General features: G+C 62.1%; 15 protein-coding genes. 4 read left to right on the top strand and 11 right to left on the bottom strand.

Going from position 1 to position 14,797, the window contains the following annotated elements; genetic code table 11:
- The first annotated feature begins 20 nt into the window (after positions 1 to 20).
- Positions 21 to 341 (top strand): 2Fe-2S iron-sulfur cluster-binding protein, encoded by a 321-nt coding sequence (locus IB277_RS13320; RefSeq protein ID WP_043613820.1) that lies wholly within the window; start codon positions 21 to 23, stop codon positions 339 to 341.
- Between the two features lie 155 nt (positions 342 to 496).
- On the opposite strand, the gene IB277_RS13315 is transcribed toward IB277_RS13320, so the two are convergent.
- Positions 497 to 1,789, bottom strand: coding sequence for an NCS2 family permease (locus IB277_RS13315; RefSeq protein ID WP_034799339.1), 1,293 nt, complete (start codon positions 1,787 to 1,789; stop codon positions 497 to 499).
- 422 nt (positions 1,790 to 2,211) lie between these two features.
- Here IB277_RS13315 and IB277_RS13310 point away from each other — a divergent pair, with 422 nt between their 5' ends.
- Complete coding sequence (locus IB277_RS13310) at positions 2,212 to 2,409, top strand: heavy-metal-associated domain-containing protein (RefSeq protein ID WP_034799336.1); 198 nt, start codon at positions 2,212 to 2,214, stop codon at positions 2,407 to 2,409.
- An 86-nt stretch (positions 2,410 to 2,495) separates the two neighbouring features.
- Here IB277_RS13310 and IB277_RS13305 read toward each other — a convergent pair whose 3' ends face one another.
- From IB277_RS13305 to IB277_RS13275, 7 genes are all read right to left on the bottom strand, one after another.
- Complete coding sequence (locus tag IB277_RS13305) at positions 2,496 to 4,166, bottom strand: dihydroxyacetone kinase subunit DhaK (RefSeq protein ID WP_034799333.1); 1,671 nt, start codon at positions 4,164 to 4,166, stop codon at positions 2,496 to 2,498.
- Positions 4,167 to 4,175: 9 nt separating this feature from the next.
- On the bottom strand, positions 4,176 to 5,171 hold the full coding sequence (locus IB277_RS13300) for an ABC transporter ATP-binding protein (RefSeq protein WP_060644320.1): 996 nt from the start codon (positions 5,169 to 5,171) through the stop codon (positions 4,176 to 4,178).
- Positions 5,164 to 6,261 carry an ABC transporter ATP-binding protein gene (locus IB277_RS13295; RefSeq protein ID WP_060601486.1) on the bottom strand — a complete coding sequence of 366 codons (1,098 nt, stop codon included), beginning with the start codon at positions 6,259 to 6,261 and terminating at the stop codon, positions 5,164 to 5,166. Before IB277_RS13295 ends, IB277_RS13300 begins: the two co-directional genes overlap by 8 nt.
- Positions 6,262 to 6,264: 3 nt before the next feature.
- Positions 6,265 to 6,453 carry a hypothetical protein gene (locus tag IB277_RS13290; RefSeq protein ID WP_034799314.1) on the bottom strand — a complete coding sequence of 63 codons (189 nt, stop codon included), beginning with the start codon at positions 6,451 to 6,453 and terminating at the stop codon, positions 6,265 to 6,267.
- The gene (locus IB277_RS13285; RefSeq protein WP_043613810.1) at positions 6,450 to 7,391 is read right to left on the bottom strand and encodes a carbohydrate ABC transporter permease; all 942 of its coding nucleotides are present in this window, start codon (positions 7,389 to 7,391) and stop codon (positions 6,450 to 6,452) included. The genes IB277_RS13290 and IB277_RS13285 overlap by 4 nt, the downstream gene beginning before the upstream one ends.
- Complete coding sequence (locus IB277_RS13280; protein WP_043613808.1) at positions 7,388 to 8,335, bottom strand: carbohydrate ABC transporter permease; 948 nt, start codon at positions 8,333 to 8,335, stop codon at positions 7,388 to 7,390. The genes IB277_RS13285 and IB277_RS13280 overlap by 4 nt, the downstream gene beginning before the upstream one ends.
- Before the next feature lie 105 nt (positions 8,336 to 8,440).
- Positions 8,441 to 9,775, bottom strand: coding sequence for an ABC transporter substrate-binding protein (locus IB277_RS13275; protein ID WP_034799738.1), 1,335 nt, complete (start codon positions 9,773 to 9,775; stop codon positions 8,441 to 8,443).
- A 255-nt stretch (positions 9,776 to 10,030) separates the two neighbouring features.
- Here IB277_RS13275 and IB277_RS13270 point away from each other — a divergent pair, with 255 nt between their 5' ends.
- Positions 10,031 to 11,053: a LacI family DNA-binding transcriptional regulator gene (locus IB277_RS13270; protein ID WP_060644319.1), complete on the top strand. Its 1,023-nt coding sequence runs from the start codon at positions 10,031 to 10,033 to the stop codon at positions 11,051 to 11,053.
- 183 nt (positions 11,054 to 11,236) lie between these two features.
- Here IB277_RS13270 and IB277_RS13265 read toward each other — a convergent pair whose 3' ends face one another.
- The gene (locus IB277_RS13265; protein ID WP_034799295.1) at positions 11,237 to 11,434 is read right to left on the bottom strand and encodes a hypothetical protein; all 198 of its coding nucleotides are present in this window, start codon (positions 11,432 to 11,434) and stop codon (positions 11,237 to 11,239) included.
- 627 nt (positions 11,435 to 12,061) lie between these two features.
- On the opposite strand from IB277_RS13265, the gene IB277_RS13260 reads away from it, so the two are divergent.
- Entirely contained in the window at positions 12,062 to 13,057 is a 996-nt protein-coding gene (locus tag IB277_RS13260; RefSeq protein ID WP_089043737.1) for a GlxA family transcriptional regulator, read from the top strand.
- A 66-nt stretch (positions 13,058 to 13,123) separates the two neighbouring features.
- On the opposite strand, the gene IB277_RS13255 is transcribed toward IB277_RS13260, so the two are convergent.
- Together IB277_RS13255 and IB277_RS13250 are read right to left on the bottom strand one after the other, a co-directional pair.
- Positions 13,124 to 14,062 (bottom strand): MYG1 family protein, encoded by a 939-nt coding sequence (locus IB277_RS13255; protein WP_060644318.1) that lies wholly within the window; start codon positions 14,060 to 14,062, stop codon positions 13,124 to 13,126.
- Between the two features lie 276 nt (positions 14,063 to 14,338).
- Positions 14,339 to 14,638, bottom strand: a complete 300-nt coding sequence (locus tag IB277_RS13250; protein ID WP_060644317.1) for an antibiotic biosynthesis monooxygenase family protein — start codon at positions 14,636 to 14,638, stop codon at positions 14,339 to 14,341.
- Positions 14,639 to 14,797: the final 159 nt, after the last annotated feature.

The raw sequence follows: 14,797 nt of genomic DNA, 5'->3' as shown, positions 1-14,797 counted from the left end.
TACGCAATCGGAGAATACCCATGCCCAAGATCGTCTTCATCGACGCGGACGGCACGACGAAAGAAATTCAGGCGGAGATCGGCCAATCGCTGATGTCAGCCGCCGTGCAGAACGGCATCGACGCCATTGCTGCCGAATGCGGCGGCTCCTGCGCCTGCGGCACCTGTCACTGTTACATCGACGGCGAATGGAGCGACCGCCTGCCGGCGCCCGAGTTCCAGGAACAGGACATGATCGAGTGCGTCGTCAATCCGAACGAGCGCAGCCGCCTGAGTTGTCAAATCACGGTGTCGGCTGAACTCGACGGCCTTGTGGTGCATCTGCCCGCCGGGCAATACTGAGCAAATCCAGGAAAAGTGTGAAGCGGCTTTCCGTTCGGATTTGCGCTCTTTAAGCCAGATCGAGGCAAAAAGGCCGAAGCAACATTTCGTTGCTCCGGCCAGCACTTACGGGGAAGTTCTGATCGGCCGAGGCGGCATGCCCCGGCCGATTTTCGTTATTCGGCGAAGAACGCGAAGCGCACGATGAAGAGCGCTGCCACGAGCTGGGTTGCCGGGTGGATGACGCTCCACTTACCGGTGAAGACCTTCAAGACGACATAGCTGACGAAGCCGAAGGCGAGGCCGTTGGCGATCGAGTAGGTGAAGGGCATGGCGAGTGCTGTAAGCGCTGCCGGAGCCGCTTCCGTCAGGTCGTCCCACTCGACTTCCGTCAGTTCGCGCATCATCAGGCCGGCAACGTAGAGCAGAGCCGGGGCCGTCGCATAGGACGGAACGGCAGCTGCCAGCGGCGAGAAGAACAGCGCGGCCAGGAAGAGCACGCAGACGGTGAGCGCGGTCAGGCCCGTGCGGCCGCCGGCCTGGACGCCCGAGGCGCTTTCGACATAGGCGGTCGTGCTGCTGGTACCGATCAGCGAGCCGGCGACGATCGCGGTGCTGTCGGCGAGAAGCGCGCGGCCCAGACGGTTCGGCTTGCCTTCTTCCACCAGTTTGGCGCGCTTGGCGACACCGATCAGCGTGCCGGTGGCGTCGAAGACTTCGACGAGCACGAAGACGAGGATGACATGCAGCAGGCCGCCGTGCAGGGCGCCCATGATGTCGAGTTGCAGGAAGGTCGGCGCGATGCTCGGCGGTGCCGAGACGATGCCCTTGAACTCGCTGACGCCGAGGATCATCGACAGGACGGTGACGACCAGGATGCCGATCAGGATCGAGCCGCGAACTTTTAGCGAGTCCAGAACGGCAATCACGAAGAAGCCGAGGATCGCGAGCAGCGGGCCAGTCTGCTTGAGGTCGCCGAGACCGACGAGCGTTGCCGGGTTGTCGACGACGATGCCGGCGTTCTTCAGGGCGATGATGCCAAGGAAGAGGCCGATACCGGTGGCGATCGCGCTTCGAAGCGAATGCGGAATGCCGGCGATCAGCCAGCTTCGGACCCCCGTCACGGTCAGGATCAGGAAGATCACGCCCGAGATGAAGACAGCACCCAGCGCCTGCTGCCAGGTGAAGCCAAGCGCCGCAACGACGGTGAAGGCGAAGAAGGCGTTGAGGCCCATGCCCGGCGCCATGCCGATTGGCCAGTTGGCGACGAGCGCCATGACCGCAGAGCCGAGTGCCGCGGCAATACAGGTTGCGACGAAGACGGCATCCCTATCCATGCCCGTGCTCGACAGGATGTCGGGGTTGACGAAGATGATGTAGGACATCGTCAGGAATGTCGTGATACCGGCGATCACCTCGGTGCGCGCCGTCGTCTGATGCTCTTTCAGCTTGAATAGTCGTTCAAACATCTTTCCTCCCTTGGCGGCGTCACCACGACGCAGCCGAACGACAGTGAGCGGGAAACCGTCTCCTCCAGTTCCCGACCAGTGCATTTCGAACGCCCGGATGTTCCCGGAACGATCGCTTCGCTTTAGGCTTCGTGCCGGCTGGCGATCGTCCGCCCTCTTTCGGACGACGCGAATGCCTCTTGCACAGCCTTTGGATTGTGCGACTTCCGGACGCAGACCGCTAGCCGTCCATTCCCGGGATCGATGATGAAAGACTTTCAAATTTTTCGGAGAATTTGAGGGGCCGCTGGACTACACTTGCGGGGGTATTTTCCACCGTTCGCGCGACTGGAAATGCCGTGAACAAATATCTTGAAGGCCTATTGACCTTCCAACGGTGGGAGACGCCATGTTTGTCTCACAACCGAACCAAGGAGACAAGCATGCAGAACTACAAGATCGACAACATGACCTGTGGCCACTGCGCCGGCGTCGTCCAGAAGGCGATCCTGAGCGTCGACCCGCAGGCAACGATCAAGGTCGATCTCGGCAATCGGGAAGTCAGCGTCGAGACCGCCGCAGCGGCAGGGCCGATCGCAGACGCCCTGAAGGCGGCCGGATACGAGAGCCGCGCGCTCTGAGCGCACGCTCCCCTCCGACACCTCCGGTCACGAAACGCCCCGGCTTTCCGGGGCGTTTTGTTGTCAGGGCAATGTTTCGGTCACCGTCAGCCGGCGACGGCTGCAGCCCCCTCCGGCTGGCGCCCGAGCATATCCGGATGCCGTGCCAGGTGCTCGAACAGGCGAGCGACCGCTTCGGCGCCGGGATCGATGTGCCCTTCGAGTTGCTTGGCATTGATGTAAGCGGCACGCCCTGCCCTTGCCCGCACCAGCGTCGCGGTCAGATTGGCGCCGTCGCGCGCCGCCTTGGAGGCCGCGCCGATGCTCGCGTCGAGCGCGTCCAGTGCCGGAGAAAGCGCGTCGACCATGGTGCGGTCGCCGATCTGCGCCCCGCCGATTTCCTGCATGCGCGCCAACCCGGCTTTCAGCGCTTCGCGGATCGAAAGCCCGCTCGAGGCGCCATCCCCGGCGGCGGCAAAGAAGATCGCCAGAAGCACGCCCGAAGAGCCGCCCATCGTCTGGCTCAACTCCTGCCCGATGGCGCGGAAGAGCTGCGTGTGGTCGGATAGCGGCAGGCGATCGAGGGCCTGAATGAGTGCCCGTGCGGCGCCGGCGAGTGTCGAGCCGGTGTCTCCGTCTCCGGACTTGGCATCGAGTGCATTCAGGTCCTTTTCCGCATCGATCAGCAGGTTGCAGCAGGCAAGCAGGAACTGCCGCGTCGCATCGTGCCGCGAAGGCAGAGGTGAAATCGGCGTCAGGCCATCAGGCAGGGCGAGAACATTCACCGGCCTGACGGCGGTCACGCCTGGCCAGGCCGGAAGCGCCACGGGCCGGGACAACAGCTCCAGCTCGGCCTTGTCGGCCGGGTAGACGGAGACGGAAAAGCCGCGCATGTCCAGCGACGTCATCATCGGCGCAGGTCCGACGAGATGCACGATCCGATCGGCGATCGCCGACTGGGCGAGTTCGTGCATGAGAATAGACATTTCCAGGATAGACGTTCCGCCGAGATTATTGACGAGCACCACGTGCGGCTTGTCCTCCATCGCCGCCTGCAGGCGCTCGACCATGGCGGCAACAGCGCTTCTCGCATCGGAATGCACAATCTGTTCGACGCCAGCTTCGCCATGGATGCCGAGGCCGAGTTCCGCATGGCCCTCGGGGATGCGATGTTCCTTCGGCGAACCCGGAACGGTGCAGGTATCGAGCGACATGCCGATGGTGCTCGTGCCCGATATGACCTTGCGCGCCGCATTGGCGATCGTATCGAGGTCCGCCCCGCTTTCTGCGAGCGCTCCGGCGATCTTGTGGACGAAAAGGGTACCGGCGACACCGCGCGCCTGCGGAAGGTCCGGCAGCGCGATGTCGTCATCGACGATGACCATGCTCACATTGAGGCCGTAGGCGCGGGCGCGTTCGGCCGCGAGGCCGAAGTTCAGCCGGTCACCGGTGTAGTTCTTGACGATCAGCAGGCAGCCGGCAGGTCCCGTCACCGCCAGGATACCGGCGAGGATCGCGTCCACGCTCGGCGATGCGAAGACGTCGCCGCAGACGGCGGCCGTCAGCATGCCCTTGCCGACGAAGCCGATATGCGCGGGCTCGTGTCCCGAGCCGCCACCGGAGACGAGCGCGACCTTGCCCTTGTCCCAGTCGGAGCGCAGGACGACGCGAATGTGCGGATATCCGTCGAGGCGGCTGAGCGCGCCGCCGGATGCGGCAAGAACCCCGTCGATCGCTTCCGTAACCGCATTTTCCTTGCGGTTGATAAACTGATTCATGTTCGCCTCCTAAGCGATGCGCATTCCGGCCGCGTCGAAGAAGAGCGGCTTGTCTGGCTGGATCTTGATAGTCTCGCCGCCGCGGAACCCAGTATGGGGGTCCGTGACCGTCACGAGGTTGTGCTGCTTGAACGTGAGATGCAGGCGCGTCTGGTCGCCCAGATGTTCGACACGGGTCACGAGTGCATCTTCTCCGGCGCCCTGGACGATATTTTCGGGGCGAAGGCCGATCGACTGAGCCTTGTCCGGCGCGCCCGCAAAAAGCTTGGCAGGCAGGACGTTGATGCGCGGCTGGCCGAGGCGGGTCGCGGCGTAAACGCTGACCGGCGCTTCGTAGACCTCTCTTGGTGATCCGAACTGAACAAGCCTGCCCTCTTCGAGCACACCGATATGCGTTGCCATGGTCATCGCTTCGATCTGGTCGTGGGTGACGTAAAGAAGCGTCGCCCCGGACTTTGCCTGAATGTTCTTCAGTTCGACGCGCAGATCGGCTCGAAGCTTCGCGTCGAGCGAACTCAAGGGCTCGTCCATCAGGTATATCTGCGGGTTTCTGACAAGCGCACGCCCGATCGACACGCGCTGCATTTCGCCACCGGACAAGGCGGTCGCCTTGTTGTCGAGCTTGTGCGAAATCTGCAAGACCTCGGCGATGGCGTTCACCTTTTCGTCGATCGTCTTCTGCGGCGTTTTCAAGAGCGGGGATTTCAGCGGAAATTCCAGGTTCTGCCGGACGGACAGATGCGGGTAGAGCGAATATTGCTGGAATACCATCGCCACGTTGCGCTGCGCCGGCGTCAGTCCTTGCACGGACATCCCGCCGATAAAGATCTCGCCGCTATTAGGCGTGTCGAGCCCCGAGACCATGCGCAACGTCGTCGTCTTTCCGGCGCCTGTCGGGCCCAGGAGAACCACGAACGACCCGTCCGGGATCGTCATCGAGACACCGTCCAGCGCTGTGTGGGTGCCGAATGTCTTCGTCACGTTTCTTAGGATGACTTCAGCCACGGCGCAGCACTCCCTCGTTGGCTTCGGAGACAAGAGCACGACCCGTCTCCGCATTGAAGAGCGTCAAGGTCCGCGCGTTGAAATCGAGACCGAGAAGCTCGTCGGTACGGGCTGCCTGACTGGAGGGCGTGCGCGCCTTGATCTCGCCGTTGGGCGTTTCGATCGTGACGATCTGTGTCGTGCCGAGATACTCGACGGCGATCACGCGGCCTCTGTAGCTGGAGTCGTCGACGAAACGGACATGCTCGGGACGCACACCGAGCGACAGCGTGCCGGCCCTGCCCTCACGCGACGCCGGCACCGCCACCTTTTTCCCACCGAGATCGATGCTGTCGCCGCCGATACCGATCATGCCCTCGAACTCCAGAAAGTTCATGGACGGGGAGCCGATGAACTTGGCGACGAACTTCGTCGCCGGCCAGTCGTAGATCTGCTGCGGCCGGCCGAATTGCTCGATGACGCCGTGGTTCATGACGACGATCTTGTCACCCATCTGCATCGCTTCCAGCTGGTCGTGGGTCACATAGACGGTGGTGGCGCCCATGCGATCGTGCAGCGCCCGCAGTTCCCCCGCCATATGTTCGCGGAACTCCGCGTCGAGCGCGCCGAGCGGCTCGTCCATGAAGAAGGCCTTCGGGTTGCGGACAATCGCCCGGCCGAGCGCAACACGCTGGCGGTCACCGCCCGAGAGCCCGCCGACCGGCTTGTCGAGAATGCCTTCAATTCTGAGGATCTTTGCCACCTCGGCGACACGCGCCGCGACATCCGCCTTTTTCATCCCCTGGCTGACGAGCGGATAGGAGATGTTCTTGCGTACGTTCATGTGGGGATAGAGGGCGAACATCTGGAAGACGAAGGCGATATCGCGCTCCCTCGCCCGCTTCATGCCGACCTCTTCGCCGCCGATATAGATCTGGCCGCTCGTCGGCAGCTCCAGTCCCGCCATCATCCGAAGCGTCGTCGTCTTGCCGCATCCCGATGGGCCGAGCAGCATGAAGAACTCGCCGTCTTCCACCGTGAAGCTCGAAGACTGGACAGCCGTGAACGCTCCGAACTCCTTGCGCACATTTTCAATTCTGATCTGTGCCATGGGTCACTCCGGAAAATGGCTGACGATGATGAACATGACTGTTCCAAGCAGCGTCACGAGGAAGGAGAAGGAGTAGAGCGTGAGCGACACTGGCTGCATGAGCATGACCACGCCCAGCGCGATGAGCACCGATGCCACCATTTCCCATGCGCCACGGCGAAGGCGGAGCAACTGGTTGAGGAAAGCTGTCATTTTCTTACCGCTCCGAAGGTGATGCCGCGCAGGAGGTGTTTGCGAAGCAGGATCGTGAACACCATCACGGGGACGAGGAAGAGGGTCGCACCGGCCGCTACCGCCGGCCAGTCCTGCCCACCGACGCCGATGATCGTCGGGATGAAGGGCGGTGCGGTCTGCGCGGTGCCCGACGTGAGCAGCACGGCGAAGGCGTATTCGTTCCAGGCGAAGATCAGGCAGAAGATAGCCGTCGACGCGATGCCGGTCGCCGCCTGGGGCAGCACGACCTTGTAGAAAGCCTGGAAGCGAGTGTAGCCGTCGATCAGCGCTGCCTCTTCATACTCGATCGGGATCTCGTCGATGAAGCCCTTGAGCAGCCAGACCGAGAGCGACAGGTTGACTGCCGTATAGAGCAGGATCATGCCGGCATGGGTGTCGTTCAGCCCGAGCGAGCGGAACATCAGGAAGATCGGAATGGCGACCGCGATCGGCGGCATCATGCGCGTGGAAAGGATGAAGAACAGCAGGTCGTCCTTGAGCGGCACCTTGAAGCGCGAGAAGGCATAGGCCGCGGCCGTTCCGAGCACGATGCACAGCACCGTCGAGCCGAACCCGATGATGACGGAATTGTAGAAGCGCTCCGGGAACCGCGACGGGCCGGCGATGATCAGCCCATCCTTGCGAACGAGACGCTCGTACCAGGTCTTCGGTTCGCCCATTTCCTTCAGTTGTTCTTCCGAAACGCGAGTGCGCGTCGTGAAGAGGTTCACATAGCCTTCGAGCGTCGGCTCGAAGAAGGTCTTCGGCGGATAGGCGATCGCGTCAGAGGGCGATTTGAAACCCGTTCCGATGATCCAGAGCAACGGGAGAATGGTGATCACCGCATAAAGCACGACCAGGGCGCCTGCGAACCACTTCTGCCGTGCGGATGGCTCCGTTACAGAAAAGCTGCTCATCTTTGCTTCACCTTGTTGAGTGCTTTGACATAGATCGACGCAAGGCCGAAGACGGTCACGAAGAGGATGACGGCATAGGCGGACGCGTATCCGGTGCGCCATTTCTCGAAGGCTTCACGCTTCAGGTTGATCGACGTCAGCTCCGTGATCGAGCCCGGGCCACCGCCCGTCAGCTGCACGACCAGGTCGAACATCTTGAAGTTCTCGATGCCGCGGAAAAGGATGGCCAGCATCAGGAACGGCAGCACCATCGGGATGGTGATGGTCCAGAACTGGCGCCAGCTGCTGGCCCGGTCGCACTCCGCCGCCTCATAGATGCTGCTCGGAATGGAGCGCAGCCCGGCAAGGCAGATGAGCATGACGAACGGCGTCCACATCCAGGTGTCGACGATGATGATCGCCCAGGGCGCCAGCGACGTGTCGCCGATCATCGAGAAGCTGGACGGGTCTGCTCCGGTCAGGAACCCGATCGCGTAATTGAACAGGCCGATCTGCGGCTGGTAGAGAAAGGTCCAGAAGTTTCCGACGACGGCCGGGCTCAGCATCATCGGGAGCACGATGATGGTCGTCCACAGGTCATTGCCGCGGAACTTCTTGTTGATGAGATAGGCGAGAGCAAAGCCGATCAGCACCTGCAGGACGATCGTCCAGATCAGGAAATGGGCCGTCGCCTGCATCGTCAGCCAGATATCCTTGTCGGTCAGTATGTTCAGGTAGTTGCGCAGACCGACGAACTGAACAGGTTCATTCGGGCGGTTCACGCGAAAATTGGTGAAGCTCAGCCGGACGGTCCAGATCAGCGGAAAGATGTTGATCGCAAGCAAAAGCACAATGGACGGTGCGACGAAGATCCAGGCGATCGCGCGGTCCGACAACCCTCTGATGCGCCGTGCAAGCACGGGCGGCGTCGCGTGCGCAGCGCGATCGATCGAAGAATGGAGCATGGTATTCCCCTAAGGCATTGACGAATGGGCATGCGGGGCCGGCGCGAGAGATCGGCCGGCCGGCCCCGCATGGACGCTTCCGCCGGGAGGCGGCGGGTGTTTGCGTCAATACTTGCCTTCGTCTTCGAAGATGTCCTTCCAGTCCTCAGAGAGACCATCGAGCGCATCCTTCGCCGTGCCCTGGTTGGCAACGACGTAATCGTGGAAGCGCTTCTGCGAGGCCTGCAGCAGCGAGGCGTAGGACGGCTCGGCCCAGAAGTCCTTCACGATTGCCATCGAATCCAGGAAGGTCTGCGCATAGGGCTGGCTCGTGGCGAAGCTCGGGTCCTCGACCACCGAGCGCAGCGCGGAGTATCCGCCGAGCGCCCACCACTTTTTCTGGATTTCAGGCTGCGCGAACCACTTGATGTAATCCAGCGCTTCCTTCTGCTTGTCGGACGCTGCGACGACCGAGATGCCCTGGCCGCCCAGCTGGGCGAACTGCACACCGGTCGGACCAGCAGGATTGGGGAAGTAGCCGGACTTGTCGCCGCCGACATTGGCGTCGGCATGGATGCCGGGCCAGGTGAAGGCAAAGTTCATCTGCAGGGCGACCTGGCCGGACTTGTAGGCGTCGATATCCTCCGACATGTAGGCGTCGGAATGGCCGGGCGGTGTGCAGCAATCGTAGAGCGCCTTGTAGAATTCCAGACCCTTGACCGCGTCCGCCGAGTTGACGAAGCCGTCGAGCTCATAGGCTTTCTTCGGATTTCCGTACTCGAAGCCGTAGCTGTAGAGCACGTCCATCACGCCCATGGTAATGCCTTCTGAGCCGCGCTCCGTATAGATGGCAGCGCCATAGACGGTCTTGCCGTCGACCTGGCGCTTCTGGAAGAATTCGGCGATGTCCTTGAGTTCGGCGAAGGTCTTCGGCACGGCGAGATCCCGGCCGTATTTCTGCTTGAACTCCGCCTGGAGTTCGGGACGCGAGAACCAGTCCTTGCGATAGGTCCAACCGACCACGTCACCGAACGCCGGCAGAGCCCAGTAGTTCGGCGAATTCTTCGGCCATTCCGCGTAACCGATGACGGTTGCGGGAATGAAGTCGTCCATCTTGATCCCTTCCTTGTCGAAGAAATCATTGAGCTTGATGTACTGGCCATTCTCGGCGGCGCCGCCAATCCACTGGCTGTCGCCGATCATCAGATCGCAGAGCTTGCCGCCGGAATTCAGCTCGTTCAGCATCCGGTCGGCGAAGTTCGGCCACGGCACGAATTCGAACTTCATCGTGTTGCCGCTCTTTGCTTCGAAATCCTTGCTGAGCTCGACGAGCGCATTGGCCGGATCCCAGGCGGCCCAGCAAAGGGTCAGTTCGGCTGCGGAAGCGTGCGTACCGGACGCACCCGCAATGGCAAAATACGCTCCGACCATGACTGTCGAGCTCAACAGAATCCGTTTCATCATTGGGTTCCTCCCCCTTGTACCTTCTGACCTCCATCAGAAGGAAAGCGCCCTGACCGGGCGGTTGGCGTACCTAAATCCTCTTGGCACTAGCGGTGGGCGCGGCCGCATTCAGGGCCTGCGTTCTTCGCTGAAGGATTCATAACTGAGGTGCGCACCTCAACGCAAGCGATTTTTGAGGTGCGCACATCAATTCTTGATTTCGCGGCGATTTTGGTGGAGTAGATTGGGAACGATACACACTGGGAGTTCCGCATGCGGCCAACAGCCAAAGATCTTGCTGAGGCAGCGGGCTTGAGCCTCGCAACCGTCGACCGCGTGCTGAACGACAGGCCGAATGTCAGCCCGAAGGCCGTTCGCAGTGTTAACGAAGCCATTGAGCGCATTGGATTTATTCGAAACCCGGCAGCCGTCAGCCTTGCCCGCAACAAGAGCTACCGGTTCCGGTTCGTGCTGCCGACGAGCGGCGATCTCTATCTGGCGGAACTCATCCACCGGGTGGAAGAGGCGCGGGTGTCGATGAAGGGGGATCTCATCGACCTTGACGTCGTCCAGATCCCGATCGACGACCCGCACAAGGTTGCCAAATACCTCGCAGATATAGACGAGAACGAATTCGACGGGATCGCGATGATGGCGCCGGAATCGCCGCAAGTGCGCGACGCGATCGGCCGTCTGATCGAACGCGGCGTCAAGTTCGTGCAGTTTCTGTCCGGCCAGGAAAAGCTCCCGACCGCCGATTTCGTCGGCGTCGACAACTACGCCGCCGGCGCGACGGCGGCCAAGATCATCGGCCGGTTTGTCGGCAAGAGGGCGGGAAAGGTCCTGATCGTGGCCGAGACGATGCAGTCGCTCGACAGCATCCAGCGACGCTTCGGCTTCGACGATATCGTCAACTCACAGTTCCCTCACCTGCAATGTCTGCCCTCGGTCGAAACCCACGGCGACGAGCGCAGGGCCACCCAGATCCTCCAGCGAGTCCTTGAAAACAATCAAGAGGTTGCGGCGATCTACGTGTTGAGTTCCGAGGCCCGGATCCCGCTCGAGGGCGCCGCATCTTTCACCGATCTGCAAAAGATCACGGTGGTCGTCCACGAACGCACCCCCTTCAGCGAACGTGGCCTGCGCGACGCCAGCGTTGACGCCGTCATCGCCCAGGACCCGGGACACGCGGTGCGCAGTGCCATCCGCATCATGCGCGCGCGAACGGATTTTCGCGAACCGCACGCCGCACAGGACAAGATCAGAATAGAGGTCCTCCTCAAGGAGAACCTCTGACCCTCGGAGAGTGCATCTTTGACGTGCGCACCCCAAGCAGATGGGGCAACGCCTGATCGCGACGGCGCCGCCGACAGGCGCGTGAGGAGGCCCGCCCCACGCACCCGACTATGACCAGGCGCCTTCGTTCAAGGCGATCGAGGACAGGCGCGGACCGCTAAATGACGTGGGTGGATGCGGAGATCAGGCGCGCGCTTTGGCGCGCACCTTCTGCGGCTGCGCGGACGGTTGCTGGCTGGCGCTGCCGCCATAATTCACCAGCATCTGCATGGCTTTCTCTATTCCCGCGGGACTGTTCGGGTCGGTGTCGTTCGCGCGACACCAATCCTCGTGCTGCTGTTTGATCACGTCCATGTCGGCGGTAGAGAATGTGCCGGGCATTCTTCGCCCTCCCTTTAAAAAATCACACCAAAGAGAAAACTATCACAACGGCGGAAAGAGGCTCCCCGCACAACTAGGGGGTTTGCGCCCTCGAACAGCAAATTCCTTTGCGCAGCCGCCTTTGCGCAGAGCTATGACGGGCACCTGAACATTGCTCGCGCCGAGGCAAACTTGACACGATCGGCGGCATCGCGGCAGCATGAGGGGTAACTCAAAGCCGTGACTTGGCGAGACCTGCAGTTCGGCGGAAGACCGAGCAAACGCGTTCTGGCCCGGTCGGGAGGGAGGGAAGTGATGGGGTATGATTGGAGCGGCTCGCGCGAACGGCGGATGAAGGTCGCACGGTTCAGTGCGGCGCTGACACTGGCCGCAATGTTCGTAACCGTAGCGGCGCAGGTCGTGACGAGAGCAATTTGAGCCCGTCCTCTTCGTTATGATGCGGACGAAGACGCCTTCATCCGGGCGTCGACCTCCCGCGCCACACCATGGCGTGCCGGAAGAACGGAACCCAGGCTCCCCATGGACAGCGAAAGGCAAGTCTCGGCCGCCAGCGGCTACCTCTCCTGATATGTCCGAGCATGCTCGATAGGGAACGGGAGGTCTTGGCGGCACGAGCATGAAGGGCACATGACGACGACCATCAAATCCAACGAGACACAGCCCGAACGTCTCAAGATCGGCTTCGTTCTGGCGCGGTCCTTCACCCTTTCGGCATTCGCGCTCTTCATCGACACGCTGCGACTTGCGAGCGACGAGCTCGACAAGTCCGGCCGCATCCGTGCCGACTGGCAGGTGCTGGGCAACACGCGGCATCTCATCGCCTCCAGTTGCGGCGTGCAGGTGGCGCCGACATCCGACCTCGTTGATCCAGCGGGGTTCAACTACATCGTCGTGGTCGGCGGCCTGCTCAACAGCAAACAGCCGATCGACGACGACACCGTCCGCTTCCTCCAGAAGGCGGCGGCGCGCAAGGTGCCTCTGATCGGTCTCTGTACTGGGACATTCGTCCTTGCCGAAGCGGGCCTGATGACGGGGCACACCGTCTGCGTGAGCTGGCTTCATTATCAGGCGTTCCGCGAGCGGTTCCCCGATCTCAAGGTTCGTTCGGACCGTCTCTTCAATCTCGATCGCACCCGTGGATCCTGCGCTGGCGGCAGCAGTGCCGCCGACATGGCGGCCCATATCGTGCGCCTGCATATCAGCAAGGAAGCCGAGCGAAATGCGCTCGAAGTGCTGCAGATCGACAAGGCCCGCTCGCATCTTCATGTCCAGCCGAGAAAACCGCTGGCGATCGAGAGCAACGACCCACGCCTGAATGCCGCTCTCATCATCATGGAGCAGCACACGGACAACACGCTGTCGATCCCGGAGCTGGCCGCATCCGTCGGCTTGTCCCGACGGCAGCTCGAACGCCTGTTCATGGACAAGGCGAAAATGTCGCCGGCGCTCGTCTATCGGAAGTTTCGGCTGGAACGCGCCAAGCATCTGCTGACGCAGACGAAGGCGCCGTTGATCGACATCGCGCTCGAAGTCGGGTTCGAGAACGCCGGCCACTTCTCGCGGATTTTTGCAAAAACCTACGGTCAATCGCCGAGCAAGTTCAGGGCCACGCTTTCGGCGTGACCCGTCACAGGCGATCCTGCCGACAGCGCACTGGCCATAGCCGCCGCCGTCGGCTCATCAGTTTCCTCAGGCCTGACCGCTGCCCGCCGATACTGCTTCCTTGACGGCGAGCTCGGCCATGGCCAGTGCTGCCTCCCGCGTCGCTGCCGCCGCGATGAAGCGGCCGTTGTGGCAGAACCGCGCGCCAGCCACGCCGCAAGCCGCCTCCAGCTCGCCGTTCGTCAGGCCGGCCCAGGCAGCCGGCAGATCGGCGCGCAGCTCAAACCCTTCATCGGCCTTGCGAATGCCCGTCAGGCACCAGTCATTCTCGCGCGGATGAACGACGAACAACAGGTGGTCGGCGCCAGCTTTCACGATCGCCGGGCGGAACGGCATGCCCCGCGGCAGTTCGAGCACTCGGCTCTCACCGGCAAGGGCGATCTGCTGCAGCACGAGCGCCTCGGCCCGAAGCTTGGCGGCGCGTTGCGACACGCCAGCCTCGACGAAGGCGCGCGCGATCGAAAGGGCCTGATGGAAGCTGCGGTCCTCGGCCTCCTGGCCGGATTCGTCGAAGACAGGCTTCAAGGTTTCCAGCAGCGCCGACAGCGTCAGCCCCGCCAAGGGGCCGGCCACGGAGGGGTCGAGCGCGCCGTTATCGACCAGATCCACCGGCAGCACGAAGCGCGCATCGAAGGCCGCATGGACCGCCTCCACATGGGCCTCAGGAACGCCGAACGCTGCCAGATAGGCGCGACCGTAATGCTTCCAGATCAAGCCGAACGAACTGTAGGGCTGGCCATCCTCTCTAACCGGCGCCCCGCGCTGATGATGATCGAACAGCCCGGCCCCGGCATCATACTGGCCACCAACATCATAAATGATGCGGTCCGCCCCGGGCTTCAGCCATTCCGACGCCCGGCTGCGAACGAGGCGAGCCTCAGGGAAAAGCCGCGTAAGGATGACGCTGGAAAGCAGCTCGTCGGCGTGGAAACCACCGGAATGGGTAACGAGAAAGTCTGGGATCATTCCGAATGGCCTTATGGTTCGTGACGCGTGTGTGCGGCACGACATAGCCATTGCCCGCGGTGACCTCAACCCGTCATCGCGCCTTCGTCGCAGTGTTCTGCCCTCAAGCTATCCAAAATCCGGCGCTAGATGTCGTGCCCGTCCTGATGCTGCCCCACGCGTTCGCAAGCCGACGACATCACTGTCATCAGGTCCGCGACCTTAGCAGCCAAGGCCGACCTCCCCGTCAACCAACCGACGGAGCTGTTGCCGTCACGCCTTGCGCAGCATATTGCTCTAACGCGTCATTTCGAAGATCGCCTCGCCGGAAATCGGGTCCGTGACCCCGAGATCCTGGCTGAGTTCCAGGAGCGTATCGCGGAACGTGTCGAGGTTCGCCTTCATCATGGGCCGTGCCGCGGCGATCGCCTCAAGGCTTTCCCATTCGGCAATTGAGAAATACGATCCATCCGCTGACTTGCTGAGCGCCATCTTCCTCAAGCCTTCAAAGTCGCGACCAGCGCTGCGAAACAGCTGCTCAAACCGTTCCTCTTGACCGGGTCTCACGCGGAAACGGACACAATTATAAGCCGTCATCCTAACCTCCCTATGGGACGCAACTTCTACAGGATGGATCCGATGCAGTTCACTCGCAAGAGGCAGGCGAAGCACGGTCGCAGCCTTGCGATCGCCGGCAAACCGGGAGCCATTCGAACTGCGCTTTGACAAACCTGCCGGGCCTCGCGGCTGAACTTG

The sequence above is a fragment of the Ensifer sp. ENS07 genome (assembly GCF_014852185.1).
Lineage (GTDB): Bacteria > Pseudomonadota > Alphaproteobacteria > Rhizobiales > Rhizobiaceae > Ensifer > Ensifer adhaerens.
This window is presented reverse-complemented; position numbering and strand designations above follow the sequence as displayed.